The 21,757-nt window shown below is 36.0% G+C and carries 16 protein-coding genes; all 16 read left to right on the top strand.

Annotation, left to right across the window (positions count from 1 at the left end; all coding sequences use genetic code 11):
- Window positions 1-86: 86 nt before the first annotated feature.
- The 16 genes from RMR19_RS04470 to RMR19_RS04395 all read left to right on the top strand — a co-directional run bounded on the left by RMR19_RS04470 (window position 87) and on the right by RMR19_RS04395 (window position 21,658).
- Window positions 87-2,375 (top strand): biotin/lipoyl-binding protein, encoded by a 2,289-nt coding sequence (locus RMR19_RS04470; RefSeq protein ID WP_310602296.1) that lies wholly within the window; start codon window positions 87-89, stop codon window positions 2,373-2,375.
- A complete protein-coding gene (locus tag RMR19_RS04465; protein ID WP_310602295.1) occupies window positions 2,350-3,429 on the top strand; it encodes a hypothetical protein in 1,080 nt (359 codons plus the stop codon). Before RMR19_RS04470 ends, RMR19_RS04465 begins: the two co-directional genes overlap by 26 nt.
- Before the next feature lie 44 nt (window positions 3,430-3,473).
- The gene (locus tag RMR19_RS04460; protein WP_310602294.1) at window positions 3,474-4,214 is read left to right on the top strand and encodes a LytR/AlgR family response regulator transcription factor; all 741 of its coding nucleotides are present in this window, start codon (window positions 3,474-3,476) and stop codon (window positions 4,212-4,214) included.
- Complete coding sequence (locus tag RMR19_RS04455) at window positions 4,169-5,776, top strand: GHKL domain-containing protein (protein WP_310602293.1); 1,608 nt, start codon at window positions 4,169-4,171, stop codon at window positions 5,774-5,776. The genes RMR19_RS04460 and RMR19_RS04455 overlap by 46 nt, the downstream gene beginning before the upstream one ends.
- A 206-nt stretch (window positions 5,777-5,982) precedes the next feature.
- The gene (locus RMR19_RS04450) at window positions 5,983-7,536 is read left to right on the top strand and encodes a VanZ family protein (RefSeq protein ID WP_310602292.1); all 1,554 of its coding nucleotides are present in this window, start codon (window positions 5,983-5,985) and stop codon (window positions 7,534-7,536) included.
- 297 nt (window positions 7,537-7,833) lie between these two features.
- Complete coding sequence (locus RMR19_RS04445; protein ID WP_310602291.1) at window positions 7,834-10,431, top strand: cation-translocating P-type ATPase; 2,598 nt, start codon at window positions 7,834-7,836, stop codon at window positions 10,429-10,431.
- Window positions 10,432-11,089: 658 nt separating this feature from the next.
- Window positions 11,090-11,281, top strand: a complete 192-nt coding sequence (locus RMR19_RS04440; RefSeq protein ID WP_310602290.1) for a spore coat associated protein CotJA — start codon at window positions 11,090-11,092, stop codon at window positions 11,279-11,281.
- The gene (locus tag RMR19_RS04435) at window positions 11,268-11,525 is read left to right on the top strand and encodes a spore coat protein CotJB (RefSeq protein WP_310602289.1); all 258 of its coding nucleotides are present in this window, start codon (window positions 11,268-11,270) and stop codon (window positions 11,523-11,525) included. Before RMR19_RS04440 ends, RMR19_RS04435 begins: the two co-directional genes overlap by 14 nt.
- A gap of 2 nt (window positions 11,526-11,527) precedes the next feature.
- Window positions 11,528-11,758 (top strand): manganese catalase family protein, encoded by a 231-nt coding sequence (locus RMR19_RS04430; protein ID WP_310602288.1) that lies wholly within the window; start codon window positions 11,528-11,530, stop codon window positions 11,756-11,758.
- A 230-nt stretch (window positions 11,759-11,988) separates the two neighbouring features.
- A complete protein-coding gene (locus RMR19_RS04425; protein WP_310602287.1) occupies window positions 11,989-13,131 on the top strand; it encodes a BMP family lipoprotein in 1,143 nt (380 codons plus the stop codon).
- Window positions 13,132-13,491: 360 nt separating this feature from the next.
- Window positions 13,492-15,030, top strand: a complete 1,539-nt coding sequence (locus tag RMR19_RS04420) for a YjjI family glycine radical enzyme (protein ID WP_310602286.1) — start codon at window positions 13,492-13,494, stop codon at window positions 15,028-15,030.
- A 9-nt stretch (window positions 15,031-15,039) separates the two neighbouring features.
- Entirely contained in the window at window positions 15,040-15,882 is an 843-nt protein-coding gene (locus RMR19_RS04415) for a YjjW family glycine radical enzyme activase (protein WP_310602285.1), read from the top strand.
- Window positions 15,883-16,076: 194 nt separating this feature from the next.
- On the top strand, window positions 16,077-17,585 hold the full coding sequence (locus RMR19_RS04410) for an ABC transporter ATP-binding protein (protein WP_310602304.1): 1,509 nt from the start codon (window positions 16,077-16,079) through the stop codon (window positions 17,583-17,585).
- Window positions 17,572-18,660: an ABC transporter permease gene (locus RMR19_RS04405; RefSeq protein WP_310602284.1), complete on the top strand. Its 1,089-nt coding sequence runs from the start codon at window positions 17,572-17,574 to the stop codon at window positions 18,658-18,660. The genes RMR19_RS04410 and RMR19_RS04405 overlap by 14 nt, the downstream gene beginning before the upstream one ends.
- Window position 18,661: 1 nt before the next feature.
- On the top strand, window positions 18,662-19,615 hold the full coding sequence (locus RMR19_RS04400; protein ID WP_310602283.1) for an ABC transporter permease: 954 nt from the start codon (window positions 18,662-18,664) through the stop codon (window positions 19,613-19,615).
- A 345-nt stretch (window positions 19,616-19,960) separates the two neighbouring features.
- The gene (locus tag RMR19_RS04395) at window positions 19,961-21,658 is read left to right on the top strand and encodes an aryl-sulfate sulfotransferase (protein WP_310602282.1); all 1,698 of its coding nucleotides are present in this window, start codon (window positions 19,961-19,963) and stop codon (window positions 21,656-21,658) included.
- Window positions 21,659-21,757: the final 99 nt, after the last annotated feature.

Here is a 21,757-nt window from a genome sequence, read left to right as displayed (position 1 = left end):
TTCAGTATTTAGTGTATTGATAATTGTTGTCCAGTAAAAAAAGAAATTTCAAAATTCATTGAGTATAGTAAGAAAGGATGAGTACCATGAATAAAGTTGATAACAAGACAGGAAGGAGTCAGCTACAGAAAAAAGCTGGAAAATACCTTGCTATCTTTATGATATTAATGGTGTTGTTTACCGCAGTTTCTCGTATCAGTGCCAGTTTAACTGTGCCACTTGTGTCTACACAGAAAGCAAGTAAGAGTACATTAACGTATAAGATTGGTGGTGATGGTAGGATTGATTCGGCGAATGCTGTTTATATCGATTTGTTTGCGAATCTTCAAGTGGCGGAAGTGTATGTGAAGAAGGGGCAAGGTGTGAAAGAGGGGGATAGGCTATTTTGTTATGATTTGGAGCAGTTGAAGGAGCAGATAGAAGAAGCAGAGAACGAATACGAGAAGAGCAAAAGCGCATATGAGAAGGTAGTTTTGACGGCTTCTTTAGAAAATGAAAGTGCAGATGGTAGTGAGGAAGAAAAAGCAGTTAAACGGGCGAAAGAGGATTATCAAGAGGCAAAGGATAGCTACAAAGAAGCAAAAGAGAAGTATAAGGAAAAGTTAGCACTAATTAAGAGTACGTTAAGTAAGACGCAGAAGGAAGAGTATGAGAAAGCACAAGAGGAGTATGACTTGGCGAAACAAGCATATGAGGAAACGAAGGAAACATATGAAAAGCAAGTGTCCGATGCAAAAGCAACATATTCTGCTGCGCTAGAAACAAAGGAAACAGGGATTAAGGAGGCGAAAGAGGAACTTGCAGAGGTGCAGAGTGAATTAGATGAAGTACTGCTCAAGAAAACGACATTAATTCAGTATATGAATGTATTAGAAGAACATGCAAAGAGTCAAAAGTATAGTGAGATGAATACAGATTTAGAGAATATCTATGTTACGTACTTTGGAAAGAGTGCATACGCTGAGATTAAGAGTAAAATTAGCGATGCGCAAAGTGATGTGACGAAGGCAGAAAACAATCTGAAAGCAGTAAAGGCAAGATGGAAATTAACAATGGAGGAAGCAAAGCGAGAACTTGCTAAAGTGGATTCTAGTGATTTGGAATATGATTCAGCACTGAATCGATATAAACTGCAACAGTTAGAAGAAGAGAATGCGATACAAGAGGCTTCGGATGCAGTAGATAATGCAAAGAAACAACTTAGTAATATCTCAACGAAGTATACAGAGATTTCAGAAGTAGCAACAACATATTTTTATTATCTGGCAGGAAATCCTTTAGGAAGTGATGCTACTTTATATAAGAAGTATTCCACAGCAATCTTGGATTCCTCTATAGTTGATGAAACAGCATATAGAGCAAAGAGTAAAGAAGTCGAGAAAGCTAAGAAAGCAGTGGAGGACGTAACGAAAGAACAAGAGAAATTAGTCGAGAAAGCAAAGAGTGCTGTAAATAATATTACTACAGAGAAGAAAAAGGTGGAAGAGAAAGAAAAGGCAGTAATGGAAAAGAAGGCAAAAGCAATGGATGAGTTGCTGGATAAAGTGTATGAGGACAAGGACGGAATACACGCAGCGAGAGAAAGTTTAGAAGCGCAGGAAGATGCAGTAGAGACTGCAAAGCGGGCATTAGAAGATGCGGAAGATAGGCTATCTGATTATAGAAAGAGTAAATCGCTAGAGACAAAGAATGAGGAGATTAATTCAAAGATAGCAAAACTAGAGATGGAGCAATTAGAAAAGGATATAGAAGCAAAAGCGGAAGTGTTAGAAACGTTAAATCAAATATATGATGCAAATGGAGAGGTGTTAGCGAATATCGATGGGCTGGTTACTACGATTGACATAGAACAAAGAGCAATGCTTGTGGGAAATGAGAAAGTTATTATCACACCAAGTTGTTCCGTATTCGTTGGCAGTTTTGAGAAGGATTATTTAGAATATGTACAAAACGGTGATGAAGTGAGTTGTCAGATTACTGGCTGGAAGAAGTCTGTGAGTGGTGAAGTAATCGATATTACTTATAATATAGAAGGAGATTGCTATGATATGACGGCAAAACTTCCTGAGGGAGATTATGCACCAGGAGCAGTAGGGCAATTTGTAATTACGAAGGTGACAGAGAGATATGATAACTGTATACCAATAACAGCACTTCGAAGTGATAATTCAGGAACATATGTGTTTGCTATGAGAGAAATAAGTACAGTGCTTGGTAAGGAATTCAAAGCCTATCGTGTCAATGTTGTTGTAGATAGGAAAGATTATCAAACAGCAGTTATTAACGATATACTAGATTCAGATGAAGAAATTATTATTGGAAGCAATCGAAATATAATGGAGGGCGACCGTGTTCGTAAAGGGACGTATGAGTAAAGTGAGCCGATGGAAGGTAAAAAACATAGTTTTGCTTATACTAGTAATTCTTTGCTACATTACTGCTGTTAGAAAATATTATGAACTGCAAGAGAATTATCAAAGTGTGAGTGTGAGGTTACAAGGAGAGGCAGTAACAAAGGAACAAGTGGAAATGATACCGCAGACAGAGGAATTACCTGAGATTACAGCGTATGAAATGGAAGAGCATAGGACGATTATGGATACAAGGTATGAAAAGAGCAAGGATATAACAAAGTATTTAACTTACGGAAATATGGCTCAGATTCTGCCACTTCAGATTTGTAGAGGAAACTATGTATATGAAGAAGATTATGAAGGGTGCATCTTAGACAAAGGCACAGCATATGAATTGTTTGGAAGTTTGGATATCATTGGTCAGTCGATTATTATGGAAGAAACGGATAGCGATAGTAGTCAATTGTATGGGGAGCAAATAGCAGGAACGAAGCAACAGGAATACTATATAAGGGGAATCCTCGATACAAGTTATCCGATTGTTATGATACAATCAAGAGAGGAAAAGACAACATTTCATTATTTGCAGCTAGATTATGGTAATAGTTCAAGGGGAAGGGAGTATGCAGAACAATTAGTAATGACATATTCATTAGGGAGTTCGTTTATAATCGTTGACCAGAATCTTATTGTACGTCTGCTTGGTAATCTGTTATTCTTACCGTGGCTGATTGGAGGCACTGCTGTCATATGGAAGGTAATTCATTTATCATTACTTATGAGGAAAGTAATACCTTGTATCTGTGCAATAATGGGAATTGTAATTACAGCAAAAGAATTTGCTTTCTTTCCACTACAATATGTTCCTACGAAATGGTCTGACTTTAATAGTGCTAGACGAATAATTGATGCGATACACAATCATATAGAAGAATTTCGTTATCTATCACCGACGATTCGTGAAGTTATGTTCAAGGATAATATCATTATGTTACTATTTACAGTAATGATTATACTGATTCTCATGCCATTGACAAATAAATTAGACAACTATATAATCAAACCCAAAAGGTAGTAATTACTAAATGTCTAATTTGAGTTAGTTGAGGGAGAGGGACAATGATTTCAATCATACTATGTGATGATGATCGGTTTATATTACAATTAGCAACAGAACGAATTAATGAAGTGATAAGTCGTTATGATTTAACAGCACAAGTTGCCTGTGTATCTACAGATAGTGCAGAAGTTTTGCAGTACATGAAAAACAATAATGGTCCATATCTAGTGTTCTTAGACTTGGATTTAGGTACAGGAAAATTAAATGGAATTGATGTGGCGAAGCGGATTAAGAGCCAAGAATATGCGGCTAAGATTGTATTTGCAACAAATCATCATGAGATGGCAATGAAAGTATTACAAAGTGGAGTAGAGCCGTTTGGATTCTTAGAGAAAACTACAGATTTGGATAAATTGAGTGATGGATATCGAAGATATATTCAGATGGCAATTTCCTCAGTAGGAGAAGTAATAGAGGAAAACGAAAGTGTAGAATTAGCAATCGGAATCGATGAAACATTGGCAATTCAAAAGAATCACATTCTATATATTGAATCCGAAAAGAGTGTATCTCATGGAATATCCTATCATACAGTAGATGGCTCATGTATAACGGTTCGTGATACAATGGAGCATATATTGACAGAGCTAGGAGAAGAATTCGTAAGGGTGCATCGATCTATTATTGCAAATCGTAAACATATGGTAGGGCTAGATGGTATGAACATCTGCTTATCGAATGGGGAGCGTATTCCATGTGCCGTGCGAATGCGAGCAGAGGTGAAACGATGGCTGAATTAGTAAACAGGATAGGACGACCAGTGTTATATCCATTTCGATTTGCATTAATCATGTTAGTAATGGCTAGTATATGGAGCTATGTCTTCTATATGATAGAACATAGTACGAAGCAAGCTGCTAAGATAGAGCGTTTGGAGAGATGTCTGTGTATTGTAATTGCACTTAGCTGCATGCTTTTTTACTATCCAGGGTTTGTCAGATTAAGCTGGGGTGGAAGTGCAGTTGCAGCATCGATGTTAAAGGTTGTTGTTATGGCGGTTACAATTCAAGTAATTGGATATGTGACATTGCATTTTTCTGATATAATATTGTTCACATCGGTCATGGCGATAATGCAATACTATGAAGAATACCAGGTGTTTGGTAAAAGCATTCTCTTTTTTAGTGCATGGTTTCTATTTTGCATATTAATACGAAGAAGATATGGGAAGCTACAGACAGTAGCACTGCAATCCGTAATTTCCTTTCTTTCTGGAATACTGAGCTATTACCTGTTTGGCTTTATCTATCAAAAAGGTATTGGACGCATGTATTATGATTGGTCAAAACAATGGAAACTGAATAATATGCAGAAGATGATATTCTTGTGCTTGCTTGCAATGTCGTTCGTCGTTATATTTGCAGGTGTTTTGCTAGTAATGAAGAAGATCTTATCCATGTATATAGAAAACGTTCGTGCTTTCAGTGAAAAATATAAGGAAATTGGACGATATCTATTTATTATGCCAATATTCTTTGGTTTGATTTTACTTGTGTTGGATTTCTTTGATTATGAAAGTATGCGCACTGGTGGGAGTAAAGAAATCTTGATTCAAGTTGTCTGCTATACGTTCTTTATTGGCGTGCAATTGTTTTACATTCGTTTGCTGATTCAAACAGTACGCCTAAAGGAGCATTTGCAGTTTCAAGAGCTGGAGAAAGAGAGTATTGAACGATATCAGCAGGATATGAATAAGAATATGATGGAAATACGTGAGATGAAGCACGATTTAAAGAATATATTCCTTACGATGGGGGGTTACGTATCACGTAGTAATGATGAAGAAATGAAGGAATATTACTACGAGAATATCGCCCCTTTCGCTGGAAATGAAATTCGCAGGAATGATTTATATGTGTCGTTGCAAGAAATCGCGAATGAATCCTTAAAAGCATTTCTATATTATAAGTATCTGGAAACGCAAAACTATCAGCAAGAACTTCAGGTGATAACGATATCCGATCAGAGCTTTTTGCCTTATCTAACGAATACATCAGATATTATTCGGATTCTGGGTATATTTATCGATAATGCAAGGGAAGAATGTGCCTTTATTGAAGATGGATACATGGAACTTACGATAAAGGAAAAGGATGGACAGATACAGTTTAGCGTGAAAAACCCAATAAGAGAGTCCGTAATGAAGAGTGGAATTCATATAGGAACAACGAGTAAAGGGCTTGGCAGGGGAAATGGTTTGGATATTGTGAATAAGATTATTAAGAAGCATGATGATATATTATGGAATTCTTATTTTAAAGATGATGCATTTGTACAAAGTATAAGTATGTGGCGTAGATAGAAGAAAAGAGCTAGGACGACGCAAGGTATTTTATGCCTGAACGTAGTCTGTATTGCCTAAACGTAATTCCTATAATATATATAGAAGCCGAAACGTTAGAGATGGAGCAAAAATCAACATTGCTCCATCTTTTTGCTATATAGTGAGGAAAAGACGATTGTAGTGTCGCTTAGAATGTTATCACTTATAGAAAGAGGTTGGTTAGAATGTTCGGTTATATATTAGATGCAACAGGTTATTTAGGAAAAGGTGTTTTAGCAATCATTCTGTTTTTTCTTGTATTTGAAGGAATGTTGTTATGGAAAGGGAAAAGAGTTAGTTGGTTTGAGAGAACAATTATGGCTATGTTTGGTATCTATCTGACGGTAATTTTAGCAGTTACCGTATCACCTGTATATGGATTTCATCTTACTGTAGATTTTTCTAGTGCAAACTTTACGCCGTTTCGTGTAATAAGGCATGGTTTGGGGAATCCATTGAATTTGTTTGGAAACGTAGCGATGTTTATACCATTCGGAATCTTGTTTCCACTATTATCAAGAAAGATGCAACGTGGTGCTCATGCAATTTTGGCAGGTGCTATGTTATCCGTTACAATTGAGGGATTGCAGTTATTCTTGGGACGAGAAACGGATATCGATGATGTAATTCTTAATACGATTGGTGTTGTAGTTGGATATGTAGTTGCGAAAATTGTACTGAATATATTTCCAAGTATACGAAGAATGATAGGCATTGAAGTGATGAAGAATGGAAAGAAACTCAGGCGTGATTTTATGCCGACAGTGTTTTTGTCAGCATTGATTTTCGTTAGTGTGATGGTTACCGGGTTTGAGAGAAGATATTCCTATGATAATGCGAAGGCTTATGCGCATGCAGAGGACGAGGACTATTCAAAAGAGATGGCAATGTATTCGGATTTTTCGGACGTTATAGATAATAAGGAGGAAAGTGTAACAAAGGAGTTGCCAGAAGAGGTAACAGCGAGAAATGTTTTCTTTATAAATGTAACGACAGGTAAGGTTATAAGTGCGTTAGATGAGAATGATAAAATAGCACCAGCAAGTACAACGAAGATGCTTACTGCGCTTACTGTTCTTGATTATTGTAGAGCAGAGGAGATTGTTACAGTAGGAGAGGAAGTTTCATTAATTCCTTCGAATGCTTCAAGAGCAGGAATCTATCAAGGAAATGAAGCCACAATAGAGCAGCTATTAGAAGGTTTGCTATTGCCTTCTGGTGGTGATGCTGCGTATGTGTTAGCTGCCTATACAGGAAGGAAGATTGTGGGGGATAACTCTGCTAGTACAGAAACAGCAGTGGATGCATTTATAAAGAAGATGAATGAAAAGGCAAAAAAACTTGGGGCTGCGGATTCACATTTTACAACACCAGATGGATTTGACGATAAAGGTCAATACAGTACAGCAAGAGACTTAGGAGTGATAGCGGAAGCATTTTTATCATGTACGAAGGAAGATGCGATTCTTAGAACAATAGCGGGGAAGGAATCAAGTCGAGTATGTCTTCCGGATGGGACTGATATTACGTGGCAGAATACGAATCTGTTACTGGATTCTTCAAGTGAATTTTTCTATGAGAGAGCAATCGGCTTAAAGACAGGAAGCACGGATCAAGCAGGAAAATGTTTAGTTTCAGCAGCAATTGTTAATAATGAGATGTATATTGCGGTAGTAATGGGAGATACTGATGAAGGAAGATATATAGATTCTATTGCTTTATATGAATCAGTTGAATAAATAAAAGAATTATTCTCAATTGTTAAAATCTCGTTAAGAATCGGAAAAAGAATTGACACTTGGATACGAAAATTGATAGAATAAGAAAATCAAAAGGGAGTAGCTGACATTGAAAAATGTTTGCGGTGTCGTCAGTACGATTTTATAGATGATATAGAATCCGGTATCGTGATAAGGTCAAAGAGTATTTGACTTGAGTAGCAAGACTTTTGTTGTAGGATAATTACAGCAGAAGTCTTGCTTTTTTGCGCTTCTATAGGCTGTATATCTCGGAACATGAAAAAATGGAGGGATTATATGTTAGAATATCAAAAAGAAAAAGAAGAGATTATTCGAGAATTCGGAACATCATGGAAAGGACACTCAGAAGAACAGGCAAAAGAGGCAAGAAAGAAATATGGTACAAACGAATTAGTTGAAGCAAAAAAGAAATCTACATTACAGATTTTTCTTGAACAATTCGCTGATTTTCTTGTTATCATACTTATGATATCTGCAATTATTGCAGCATGCCTTGGTGACTTAGAGAGTTCAATTGTTATCGGTGTAGTTATCACAATGAATGCGATACTTGGAACTGTGCAACAGAAAAAAGCAGAGAAATCGCTTAGTAGCTTGAAACAGTTATCCGCACCAGTTGCGAAAGTAATACGTAATGGAGAGACTGTTTTATTACCTTCGAAAGATGTAGTAGTTGGTGATATTGTAATGCTTGAAGCTGGCGATTATGTCTGCGCAGATGGTAGAATTCTTGAGAACGCAAGTCTACAAGTGAATGAGAGTGCATTAACTGGAGAAAGTACAAGCGTTGAAAAAGAAGATGTTACAGTGGAAGAAGAAGTTCCTTTAGGCGATCAAAAAAATATGGTATTCCAAGGTAGTTACGTTACATATGGACGTGCAACCTTCCTTGTAACACGTGTTGGTATGATGACAGAAGTTGGTAAGATTGCTAATCTCCTTAACAATGCAAGTGAAAAGAAAACACCATTACAAAGAAACCTAGATGACTTTGGTAAGAAGTTATCAATTCTTATCCTAGCAGTTTGTGCTATTGTGTTTGTATTAAGCATATCTCGTGGAGAGAAAGTGGTAGATGCATTCCTATTCGCAGTAGCGTTAGCAGTAGCAGCAATTCCTGAGGCACTAAGTTCGATCGTAACAATTGTACTTGCTTTTGGTACGCAAAAGATGGCAAAAGAACATGCGATTGTTCGTAAGCTACAAGCAGTAGAGGGTCTTGGAAGTGTATCCGTAATCTGTTCTGACAAGACAGGAACATTAACACAAAACAAGATGACCGTTATGCATTATTATGCAAATAATAAAGATTACAATAAAGATGTAGTTGATAATGGACGTTTAGAAGAGAAACTTGATAATAAATTGATTCTATACAGTGTTTTATGTAATGACTCTACAAACAAAGATGGCGTAGAGATTGGAGATCCAACAGAAGTTGCATTATGTAATTTTGCAAAAGCATTTCGTATGGATATTGCAAAGACAAGAGAAACCTATGCAAGAATTGCAGAGATTCCATTTGACTCCGATCGTAAGTTAATGTCAACGGTTCATTCGATTTCTTCAAAGAAGCGTATGATTACCAAAGGTGCTGTTGATGTATTGTTAAATAGAGTGAATTATATTGAAACAGAATCTGGAGTTGCAAAAATTACTTCAGCAGATAAGCAAAGAATACAACTTGCGAATCTAAAATACTCAGAAGAGGGTTTACGTGTATTAGCATTTGCATACCAAACATTAGATGATGCATCTGTTAGTGTAGAAGATGAAAACAATTTAATATTCCTAGGTTTAATTGCAATGATGGATCCACCAAGAGAAGAATCAAAAGAAGCCGTTTACAAATGTGTTGAAGCAGGCATCAGACCAATTATGATTACAGGTGACCATAAGATTACTGCATCAGCAATCGCAAAGGAAATTGGTATCCTTAGAGAAGGAACAATAGCAGTAGAAGGTAGTGCGATTGAAGAGTTATCTGATGAAGAATTACAAGAATTCGTTGAGCAAGTGTCTGTATATGCAAGAGTTTCGCCAGAACATAAGATTCGTATCGTGAAAGCATGGCAAGACAAAGGAAATGTAGTTGCGATGACAGGTGATGGTGTTAATGATGCTCCTGCTCTAAAACAATCCGATGTTGGTGTTGCTATGGGTATTACGGGTACAGAAGTATCGAAAGATGCGGCGGCAATGGTTCTTACAGATGATAATTTTGCAACAATCGTGAAAGCTGTTGAAAACGGAAGAAATGTATATTTAAATATTAAGAAAGCTATTAAGTTTTTACTATCGGGTAATATGGCAGGTATCTTAGCTGTTATGTATGCATCATTTATGGCGTTACCAGTTCCATTTGCACCGGTTCATTTACTATTTATCAATTTACTTACAGATAGTTTACCAGCAATCGCATTAGGACTTGATCCTCATACAAGCGAAGTAATGAAGGACAAACCGCGTAGGGTCAATGAATCTATACTATCAAAGAAATTCCTAATAGATATATTAGAGGAAGGCTTTGTTATTGGCTGTATGACAATGATTGCTTACTATGTAGGTTATAAAGTAGACGCGGCAACGGCTAGTACGATGGCTTTTGCTACATTATGTTTATCGAGATTGGTTCACGGATTCAACTGTAAATCTGACCGCGCGATTTTATTTAGCAAGAGAATCGTTGATAATAAGTTTATATGGGGAGCATTTGCCCTTGGATTTATACTAATTAATGGTGTACTTCTTATCCCAGCTCTTGCACCAGTCTTCAAAGTATCAGCATTAACTGGCGTACAATTTCTTACTATTTATGGATTGTCACTTGTAAATATTTTTGTAATTCAACTAATCAAATGGATTAAAAACTAGGCGAATATTTATTCATTTGGTTGTGTTGAACGTACTTGGGGGTTAGGGTGTTGAGCAAAACTTTTTGGGTTTTCACAGCTTCTTCGCTGGCGTACTATAACACAAAACACGCGTCACACCTAAGAACTTCTAAATGTGTACAGCGAGATATCAAAGTGATACGGAAACGCCCTCGATTCGGCATCCTGCCTCAGCTCAGGCTGGCTCGGCGTCCATGCCTCGCCTTCCTAGGTTATTAAAGTACACATTAAGAAGTTCTATAGGTGTTTTGCTATCGTTTTTTAGTTATAGTACGCCAGCGAAGAAGCAGATTTAAGTTATGAAGTTTTGCATACTACGTTGCTAAGACACAAGTACGGGTGAGGTATTGAATGAATAAATATCTTTTTGGATTCATTATGAATTAATAGGGGATCAAAATAATAAAGGGGAGTTTTTGCGAAGTAGATGATTGAAATTGTCTATGATGCAGAGCTCCTTTTTTTTATGTTTTGAATTTTTGTTAAATTAGGTGGGCGATATTTTAGGGTAAATGAGGAAAACCTAATAGTTCTGAATTCTGTTAGTAGAAAGCGTTATACCTTTAGGAACAACTTGGTTTAAGGAACATACTATATTTTATGAGAATTAACACAGTGTGTTTGAGGGGGTAGTCATCATGAGTGGTGCTCCGTATAGATATAGTTCGTTGGAAGGAATCGAGGGGAATGTAAGTGTAACTGCTTATGTTGCGAGGCAAAAATGGAGTTATGTATATGACGCAGATACGGCACTTCGGGAGGGGAGCATTTTTCCTGAATTGATAGAGGCATATAAGGGGAAAGAGGGAGAGTCGGGTGAGTGTGATTAATAAAGAGAGATTATTCAATAAAATTCAAACAGTTAGTTTTGCAATGGAGGATGTTAGGCTGTATTTGGATACGCATCCAGAAGATATGGCAGCGTATGAATATTATGAAGCGTATAAGAAAATCCGCACGAAGGCAGTGAATCAATACAATCGTTTTTATGATTCGCTTGATGTGTATAGTATTAAGAGGGAAGAGTACTTGTCTTGGAATGACAGGCCTTGGCCTTGGGAGGGAGAAGAGTAGTAATGTGGCTGTATGAAAGAAGGTTGCAGTATCCAGTTTATATTAGACATCCTGATAAGCAATTAGCAGATTATATTATTGAATGTCTTAATTCAGCACCGTATGAAACAAAAGCAAGTTGTCTATACATCTCACAGAGATACCGTGCAAGTTACAGGGAAATAAGTGGGTTACTTACGGATATAGGTACAGAAGCACCAATAAATGCCAATTACGGATATCTAATAATTTGAAACGTTTTATATATTGATACAATTAGAAGGAGATAAAAAGATGAATAAGGGGAATGATAAAAAAGATTTACAATAACAGACTGTATATAAAAGTGATAAAATGTTATAAAAAGTGCGAAGATTTGTCTTGCAAAAATGCGAATATAATAGTATTATAGTAAAATGTAATACAGTGTATAAGTTATTATTATACTATGGCAACCCTTGGGTGCAAAATAAGGAGGAAGACAATGAAAAAAACAAAATTATCCAAACTTGTAGCTCTTATGCTTATCGTTGTTTTAGCTTTCACTGCATGCGGTAAAAGCAATGATAACAAAAAAGAGAACACTACAAAAGAAGACACTACAACAGATAACGCAACAAAGACAGATGACACTACAACAACTGATGACACAACTACTACAGACGATGCTACTGTAACAGATGATACGAAAGTTTTCAAAATCGCAATGGTAACTGATGTAGGTGGTATCAATGACCAATCATTTAACCAAGGTGCTTGGGAAGGTCTTCAAAGAGCACAAAATGAACTTGGCGTTAAAGTTAGTTACCTTGAATCAGCTACAGAAGCAGATTATGTTTCTAACATTGAAACTTTAGTAGATCAAGGAAATGACTTAATCGTTGCTTGTGGTTTCTTAATGGCTGATACAATCAAAGAAGCAGCAGAAGCTTATCCAGATCAAAAATTTGCTATCATTGATGATTCAACAAATGCAGATTTATCAAACGTATCTTGCTTATTATTCAAACAAAATGAAGGTTCATATCTTGTTGGTGCTGTAGCAGCAATGATGTCTGAAACAAACAAAGTTGGTTTCGTACTTGGTATGTCAACTCCAGTAATGAATCAATTTGCTTATGGTTACATGGCAGGTGTACTTGATACAAATCCAGATGCAACTGTTGAACAATACAATGCAAACTCATTTGGAGATGCAGCAGCAGGTAAAGCAGCAGCAGTTCAAATGTACACAAACGGCGCAGACGTTATATTCCAAGCAGCAGGTGGTACAGGTAGTGGTGTTATCGAAGCAGCGAAAGAACAAGGAAAATATGTTATCGGTGTAGACGTTGACCAATCATACTTAGCTCCAGAAAACGTAATTACATCTGTTATGAAGAGATGTGATAACGCAATCTATAACTTAGTTGATAAGATGATAAAAGGTGACGCTATCGGTGGAATCCAAACTTATGGTATGGACAATAATGGTATTGATATTGCACCTACAGTTGATTTACTTCCAGAAGAAGTTCTTGCTAAAGTTGATGAATTAAAAGCAAAAATTGCTTCAGGAGAAATCGTAGTTCCTGAAACAAAAGAAGAATTTGAAGCTAAATATGGTGAAGTATATACTTTAGACTAATCAGTATGGCTAAGTAGTATGTTACTATTATTTAAATAATATGAGTAAAGCAAGGAGGCAGTCCTATGTTGTAATAAATGGACAACCTCCTTGTTTTGATAATAAAAGTGTTATGAATGAGTAAACGGTGTATGTTTTCTTATTTGCTTTAGGGGATTAAAGGAAATGAGAAAGGGTATACGTTGTGTTTTTTAAACAAAAAGGGTGGCTTTTAAAGGCGAAAAATTGTATAATAATAATATAATATAGCGGAATGTGCTCTGAAATACTTATGGTGTCTGTGTGGCTAAAATAAGCGATTTGGGGCAAAATAAAATAGTCGAGAAAAGATAAAGAATATACAGAAAGGGTGTTTAAAGTATGCGTGATATTAGTATGGAGCGAGTAAATGCAACAAGAGGCGAGATGCTAAATACAATTAAGAACAGAACATTGACACATGAACAAAAAGTCACTATTATGGCAAACCATGCGGATTCATTACTAGAAGTGCTTGAATTACCAGAAGGTCTAGAGGAACGCTTAAATTTATGCTCGGCGGATAAGATTATCTGTGATTTGAATGAAGGGCATGCGCCTTTACGTCCAAGATATATTATTCCAGACTACGCTAAGTTTATGAAAAACGGGAGTAAGTTCTTAAAGTTAGACCCACCAAAGGATATATGGGAAGCTGTGAACTCTTTGTTGATTTTTTATAAACATGTGCCTAGTGTAACGAATTTCCCTGTGTATGTAGGAAGCATTGATGAATTGCTTGAACCTTTTGTCGTAGATGAAGCAGAAGCAAAGAAAGCAATTCGCTTATTCTTAACACATATTGATAGAACAATACTAGATTCTTTCTGTCATGCGAATATAGGGCCAAGAGATACGAAAGCAGGAAGATTGATTCTTGAGGTGGAAGCAGAACTTCAGAATGCAGTTCCAAATATAACATTAAAGTATGATAAAGACATTACTCCAGATGATTTTGCATTATTCGCAATTAATACAGCATTAAAGACTGCAAAACCAAGTTTTGCAAATCATAAGATGTTTGTACAGGAGCTATCAGAAAACTATGTAATTGCTAGTTGCTATAATGGTCTTAACTTAGGAGGCGGTTCTTATACACTATGCAGAGTACTACTTGGAAACCTTGCTAAGAAAGCAGATAATATAGAACATTTTAAGAAGGAAGTATTACCGGAAACGTTAGAGATTATGGCAGCATATATGGATGAAAGAATACGTTTCATAGTAGAGGAAAGTGGATTCTTCGAAAGTAACTTCCTAGCAAGAGAAGGATTTATTGAAAAAGAAAAATTCACAGCGATGTTTGGATTAGTTGGAATGGCAGAATGTGTGAATACACTTCTTGAAAAAGAAGGCAAGGAAGGAAGATATGGACATTCTGAAATTGCAGATAATCTAGGTGTTAGCATTATGGATATCATTAATGAGTTTAATAAGAATCATGTAAGCCCATATTGCTATGGTGCAGACGAGAGATTCTTGCTACATGCTCAAGTAGGAATTGATTTAGATGTTGGTTCAAGTCCTGGATGTAGAATCCCAATTGGTGAAGAACCAGAAGAATTAATCGATCACTTAGCACATAGTGCGAAGTTTCATAAGTATTTTCCATCGGGAATCGGTGATATATTCCCAATTGATACAACAGTGCATAAGAATATGGACTATTTGCTTGATATCATTAAAGGAGCTTTTGAGAATAAAGTTCGTTATATGTCTTTCTATGAAAAAGATAGTGATGTCATTCGTGTAACAGGATATCTTGTTAAACGTTCAGAGATGGAGAAATTAAAGAAAGGTGAGAATGTATTACAAGATACTACAGCGCTTGGGCTTGGTGCTTCTAAGAATTCTCATGTACTAGAGCGTAAAGTACGGTAGGTGGTGTAAGTGAATACAGCAATCGTTAATAAAATAATACGTTTTAGTTCTGTAGATGGACCTGGTAACCGTACTGTTGTCTTTCTGCAAGGCTGTAACTTTAATTGTAAGTATTGCCATAACCCAGAAACAATAGGAACTTGTACACAATGTGGAACATGCCTTTCGTATTGTAAGACAGGTGCAATATCGTTTGTTGATGGGGAAATCTTATATGATAGAGATAAATGTGTGAATTGTGATGAATGTTTTCATCATTGCCCTTATGGGAGTTCACCGAAGACGTCAAGGATGACGCCAGAGGAAGTATTTGCACAAGTGAAGAAGAATATACCGTATATTCGGGGAATAACGGTATCAGGAGGCGAGTGTAGCTTGTGGAGAGATTTTCTTGTTGATTTGTTAGCATTAGCAAAGAAAGAGAATCTCTCTACAATGCTAGACAGCAATGGAACATATGATTTCTCGAACGATAAAGAATTGATGGATGTTGTTGATGCAGTTATGTTAGATGTGAAAGCATTTGACAGGAAAGAGCATGAGGCAGTAACCGGTATTCATAACGATATGGTAATAGCAAATTTGCGATATCTAGCAGAATGTGACAAGTTGTTTGAAGTTCGTACTGTAGCTGTACCAGAGCTATATGATGTAAAGAATACCGTCTATGAGACAAGTAAACTGTTAAAAGAACTTGGAAAACAAGAAGGCATTCGTTACAAGTTAATTAAGTACAGACCAATCGGAGTAAGAGAAGAGTATCGTTCTTATGAAACACCGACACAGGAATATATGAATCAATTATATGATATTGCTTACAATAATGGAATGAGAGATATTGTTATAATCTAAAAGCAATCTTACTGTGTTCTGCTTGTGACTATGGGGACAAGAGTCTTATGTGGTTACATAAAAAGGAGATATAAGGAGAGCTACGTGAATTATGATGAAAATACGTACTCACCTAAATATAAATATGTGGAAGAAGGGGGCGTTTTCGCGTGCAAAAAAATTCAAATGTAGACTTAAATACTAAAACAATTGAAATGAAAAATATAGTTAAGATGTTTGGTAAATTTAAGGCTAATGACGGCGTGAATCTAACAGTACACAAAGGGGAGATTCATGCAATTTTAGGTGAAAATGGTGCTGGTAAAAGTACACTTATGAACATCCTATACGGATTGTATACACCTACATCAGGCGAGATTTTCGTTAATGAAAAACCAGTTTCAATCGATGGACCAAACAAGGCTATTGAGCTAGGTATTGGTATGGTGCATCAGCATTTTATGTTAATCCCACCATTTACAGTAACAGAGAACATTATTCTTGGTATGGAACCGCTTAAAGGTGCAGGCGTTGTTGATATCAGAACAGCAAGAAATAAAGTTATTGAAATTTCTGAGCGATATGGTCTTAAAGTAGATCCAGATGCAAAGATTGAGGATATCTCCGTTGGTATGCAGCAAAGAGCAGAAATCCTAAAAGTGCTTTATCGTGGAGCAGAGATTTTGATACTAGATGAGCCAACAGCTTCTTTAACACCACAAGAAATTGTTGAATTAGTAGAGATTATGCATAATCTTACGAAGGAAGGCAAGTCCATTATCTTGATTACGCATAAGTTAAAAGAAATCAAGGAATCTGCGGATTATTGTACAATTATTCGTCAAGGTAAATACATTAATACAGTAAATGTAGATGAAGTAAATGAGAATGATCTTGCTTCTATGATGGTTGGTAGAAACGTAGAATTCAAAGTTGATAAAAAAGACATGGAGCCAGGTGAAGTTGTACTTAATGTTGAAGATATAAGAGCGAAAGATTATCGTGGGGTAGAGATTCTTAAAGGTCTTAATATCAATGTAAAACGTGGTGAAATTGTTGGTATAGCAGGTATTGATGGTAATGGACAGTCTGAATTAGTAGAGATACTTACTGGACTTAGAAAAGCTGATAGTGGACGAGTTACCTTACTTGGAGAGAATACATTTAATAAATCACCAAGAGAATGTTTCACAAAGGGAATCTCTAGTATTCCAGAAGATAGACAAAAACATGGTCTAGTGCTTGACTTTACTGTTGCAGAGAATATGGTATTACAAAACTATGCAGAAAAAGAATTCTCAAACATGGGATTTATGAATAAAACAGCGATTACTGAACATGCGAAAGAATTAGTCGAGAAGTTCGATGTTCGTCCAGATGATTCAGCAGAGAAACCGGCAGGTCAATTATCAGGTGGTAATCAACAAAAGGTTATTATTGCAAGAGAAGTGACAAATGATAAGGATTTATTAATTGCAGTTAATCCAACAAGAGGTCTTGATGTAGGTGCAATTGAATATGTGCATCGTTATATTGTAGAGCAAAGAAACAAGAACAAAGCAGTATTACTCGTTTCTTTTGAATTAGATGAGATTATGAGTTTATCAGATCGTATTGAAGTAATCTTTGATGGCCAGATTGTAGGTGGTGTTTTAGGTAAAGATGCTGACGAGAATACATTAGGTCTAATGATGGCGGGAGGTGACGTGAATGGAGCAGAATAATTCAAAACCTGCAATTAGAAAGCAGAAGACAGCAAAAGATAATAAGGCATTATATACAGTAATCTCAATCTTAGTAGGTTTTGCGATTGGTGCGATTATGCTTATTCTTGTTAAAGTAAGCCCATTTGAGGCATATCAATTATTGTTTAAGAGTGTTTTTGGTTCACCTAAGAATATTGCACAGTCGATTGTATATGCAACACCATTAATACTAACAGGTTTATCCGTTGCGTTCTCGTTCCGTACAGGTATCTTTAACATTGGAGCAGAAGGTCAGTTCGTTATGGGGTCTGTAGGGGCAATGGTAGTAGGTGTTTCCGTGAAAGCACCTGCATTCATTCATATTCCATTATGTCTACTTGCTGCAGCATTAGCAGGTGCATTATGGGGAGCACTTGTTGGATACTTAAAGGCAAAATTAGGAGCAAATGAAGTTCTTTGTATGATTATGTTTAACTGGATTGCTTATTACTTCTCAAACTATGTTGTAAAGAGTAAGTTATTTAATGATACAGGGAAACAAGTTAGTAAGAAAGTAGAAGAAACAGCAAGGCTATCACTAAGCAGTCTGAAAGCTTCTTTAGGTCAAAAAGTTAACTGGGGTATCATTGTTGCAGTAATTGCAGTAATTGTTATCTATTTGATTATTAATAAAACAACACTTGGTTATCGTTTACGTGCAGTTGGTTTTAACCGTAATGCGGCAGAATATGCAGGTATTAATGTTAAAGTTGCTATTGTTACAGCAATCGCGATCTCTGGTGCTCTTGCAGGTTTAGCTGGAGCAACGCAAGTACTTGGTTATAACTATAGTATTAGTGAGTTTGCAGGGCAAGAAGGATACGGATTTGAAGGTATCACTGTTGCGATGATTGGTGCAACACATCCAATTGGTGTATTGTTTGCAGGTCTATTCTATGGAGCTATGAAATTTGGTGGAAAGAGTATGAACCTTGTTGGAGCACCTACAGAAGTTATCGATATCATCATGGGATCTATTATCTTCTTTATTGCAATTTCAAGTATATTAAAAAAATTGAAAATAGGATTTAATAAAAAAGGAGGTACAAAGTAATATGAATGAAATAATCAAAAATCTTGGTCTTATCTTAAATACTACACTTATGTACACTCCACCACTATTATTCGCAGCACTTGGTTCTGTATTCTCAGAGCGAAGCGGTGTTGTTAATATCGGTATTGAAGGTATGATGACAATTGGTGCTTTTGCTGGTGTTGTTGGAACATTATTCACAAGCAATCCTTGGTTAGGATTTTTAATTGCAGGTTTAGCAGGTGGATTATTCGGTTTACTTCATGCATTTGCAACCATTACTTGTAAAGCAGACCAAACAATCTCTGGTACAGCAATTAACTTCTTAGCACCTGGTTTTGCAATATTCTTATGTCGTGTATTATACAGCTCAACAGAGACAGAAAGTGTTGATTTAGCACATAAGATGCCACGTTTCTTAAAAGGGCTATTCCAAAGTTCGGAAGGATTGTTCCGTAAGGGTGGATTCCTTGACAATGTATTTAACACATATGCAACAGCATATTTAGCATTTATTTTAGTAGCCGTTGTTTGGTTTATATTCTATAAGACAAAATTCGGTTTACGAATCCGTGCAGTAGGAGAACATCCAAAAGCAGCGGATACACTTGGTATCAATGTTATTAAGATTCGTTATATTTGCGTAATTCTATCTGGTGTATTAGCTGGTTTCGGTGGTGCATCTGTTACATTAGCAACCGTATCACAATATCGTCCATCCGTTATTACTGGTCAAGGTTTTATCGCAATTGCAGCCGTTATATTTGGTAAATTCAAGCCACAAGGTGCAATGCTTGCATGTATCTTATTCGGTTTCTGTAATGGAGTTAAGATATTCGTAGGTTCAGGAAGTGTAGTATCACCTCACTTAATCTCTATGATACCTTATGTAGTAACAATTGTAGTATTAATTCTATTTGTTGGTAAGTCACATGTACCTGCAGCAAATGGTAAACCATATGAAAAATCAAGATAGTCATATATAGGCGAAAAGAGCTTCCCAATCATATAGATGCGGAAGCTCTTTTTTTGTCGTTTTATAGTTGGAGAATTAGTTGCTGTGAACAATTTGGGTGAAACAGTGATAGGAATTGAACATAATTACGACAAATCATACAATTGAGTGTCAATATGAGGCAAAAGTCTCATATAATTATTGAAAGGATTCTTTGACAGATAGAGAAAATACGTATAAAATAGAAATGTATGTATGTCGAATAGAAGAAGATAGAAAGCGAGAGTTTGCTAAGCGAGAAATTGCAAAGCAATAATTTGCTAAGCAAACGCTTGCTTTGTTATAAGATAGAGGAGGATTAACAACATGGATGAGAAGAAAAAATCAAATAAGGGATTGTTTCTTGCTTTGCTCTTTAGTGTAGCAGCACTTGGTGTCGCATTAGTGTTATGTGCGACAATCGGTAAAGGGTTTGGGGCTTCGAACAATTCAAGTAGCAAAGAAAATTATATATCGGCAGAAAAGGTGCAGAGACAGGTTAAGAAGATATTGAACCTAGATGAAGTAAAGACGGTATACGATGCACAATATCAATCAACAGTAAAAACAAGACTTGAAGCAATGAAGAAGGATTATGTTTGCACATTTGAAGAGCCTTTGTTTGTTATGAATCCATTCGGAACAAACGTAACAGGAATGTATGTATATTTTAAAACAAGCGAGGCTGTTAATGTAGAATATACTGTATCGGTAGCAGATATATCAATACCAGAATATACGAAGACATTATATACAGATGAAGACGGGAATGTAGTAAAGAAACATGAAGGTCAGATTATAGGTCTTATTCAAGGAAAGATAAATACAGTTACTATGCGTCTATATAGTGATGATGGAAAATTTGTCGGTGAGAATACATTTAAATTCGATGTTCCTGACTATGGAACGATTAAAGAGACAGAGTTAAAGGTTACAAATAAACAGGATAGCAAGAAGCTAAGCGATGGTTTGTTTGTAATATATGGATATGATAGAAGAAATACAAACGAACCAAAACATATGTTATTCTATGATAATGATGGAGTTATCCGTGCTGAGATTCCACTTGCTGTAACGAATGGTGATGTTAATATGGAATTTATCGATGGAAAGATGTTTTATGCTTGTACAGACTCTAGTTATGCTTTAGTGAATCAATTAGGACAAGTGGAGAGTATCTATAATACAGAGGGATATACAACACATCATGATTTTGATTATGATAAGGAAAACAAGAGAGTGCTTATCTTAGCAACAAAGAAGAAGAGCAAATCCAAACAAGACATTATACTATCATTAAATATGTCAACAGGTGGTATTGAAGAAGTAATTGATTTTGGTAATCTAATGCCCGATATTAAAAAAGGTGCAGTGATAACTGCGGACGCACCAGATCGAGAGAAAATAGATTGGGTACATTTTAACTCGATTCAAGTTATTAATGGAAAGCATTTAATTCTAAGTTCTCGTGAATTGAGTTCGATTATTCGAATTAATAATTACTATACGATGCCTAAGATTGGCTATATTATCTCAGATTCAAAAATCTGGGAGGGAACAAAGTATAGCAGTTTAGTTCTTAAAAAGAAAGGTACATTTACATCGCAAGCAGGGCAACATTCTGTAAACTACGTTACAGATGCTTCACTAAAAAATGGCCAATATTATTTGACATTCTTTAATAATAACTATGCACAGAGATTATCCTACCCTGATTTTGATTGGTCTTTTATTAAAGGTGCTGGAACACAAAACAAAGATGTAGATAATTCATATTATTATAAATATCTTGTGGATGAGAAAAAAGGTACATACAAGCTAGTAGAAAAAGTTAAAGTACCATATTCAAGCATTGTTAGTAATGTGCAAGAATACAACGGAAACCGAGTGATCTGTTCAGGAACAGCCGGAGTATTCGGTGAGTATGATAAAGATGGAAAATTAATTAGCAAATTTAAGACAAAGGTTACATCACTAATATATCGCGTACAGAAAGAAACAATGGACGGATATTGGTTTAACTAGGTGTTTTTATAAGCAGTGTTAGTCAATTGAATATGTTAAATACAGAGAACGGCGACACTAATTTGAAGAGAATTCAGATTAGTGTCGTCGTTTTAGTCT

The sequence above is a fragment of the Anaerosporobacter sp. genome (genome assembly GCF_031551385.1).
Taxonomy (GTDB): domain Bacteria; phylum Bacillota; class Clostridia; order Lachnospirales; family Lachnospiraceae; genus Anaerosporobacter.
This window is presented reverse-complemented; position numbering and strand designations above follow the sequence as displayed.